This is a genomic window from Pseudomonas sp. Pseusp3 (assembly GCF_047304225.1).
GTDB lineage: Bacteria > Pseudomonadota > Gammaproteobacteria > Pseudomonadales > Pseudomonadaceae > Aquipseudomonas > Aquipseudomonas fluorescens_CD.
In genome coordinates this window covers 1-785 of sequence record NZ_JBGLYV010000234.1, presented here as the reverse complement: position 1 = coordinate 785, position 785 = coordinate 1, and the positions used below count along the sequence as shown (strand labels likewise).

1 protein-coding gene is annotated in these 785 nt (G+C 68.5%); it reads right to left on the bottom strand.

All coding sequences use genetic code 11. The features are described from left to right. On the bottom strand, positions 1 to 785 hold a 785-nt coding region (locus ACCD00_RS30695), incomplete at both ends, for a spermidine synthase (protein WP_413428931.1).

Here is a 785-nt window from a genome sequence, read left to right as displayed (position 1 = left end):
GTGGCCAGCAGCCTGGGAACATCGCGCGGCGGCAGGGTGACCCAGCGGGTGATGGCCAACAGGCCGCCAGGCGCGAGATGGCGCAGGTACTCGGCGAAGGCATCCACCGTGTACAGGTAGTTTTCGGACAGCGCATGCAGGCCGCCCGAGGCGGTGCCGAAGGAGTCCAGCAGGGCGATCTGGACCAGGTCGTAAGGCTCGCTGCGCGAAGCCACCAGGCCGCGCGCCTCGCCGATCAGCACACGGACGTTGGGTGCGCTGTACGGTTTGCCGGAGAAGTCGGCGAAGCGGCGCTGGACCAGATCGATCACCTGCGGGTTCAGTTCGATGGCATCCACCGCGCTGGCGCCGTGGTAGATCGCCTGCAGCACATCGGCGCCGGCGCCGCTGCCCAGCACCAGCACGCGGGGTTGCCGCAGCAGGTGATAGGGCAGAGCCGAGGTCAGGTAGTCCAGGTAGGCGAGCGGCTCGCGGCGCCCGTCATAGCGGTTCAGCACGGAAAGGCCGTCGCCGTCGGTGAAGATGGCCAGTTGTGCGGGCGGTTCCTGTGTCGCATTGAGGCTTAGGCCCGGCGCGTAGCGTAGGGGAATGGTCGGGCTGTCGACGACCGTGATCAGGCCCAGCGGACTCCAGGTCTGGGCGATTGCGCGCGCATCCTTGATACGCAGCGTCTGGCTCAGTTCCTTGTACTCGGAGGGCGACAGGGCGATCCAGCGCCCGGGGACGCCGGCCGGCACCGCGACTGCCGCCGCCAGCAGTAACGGCGCGAGCCAGTGCCTATACCC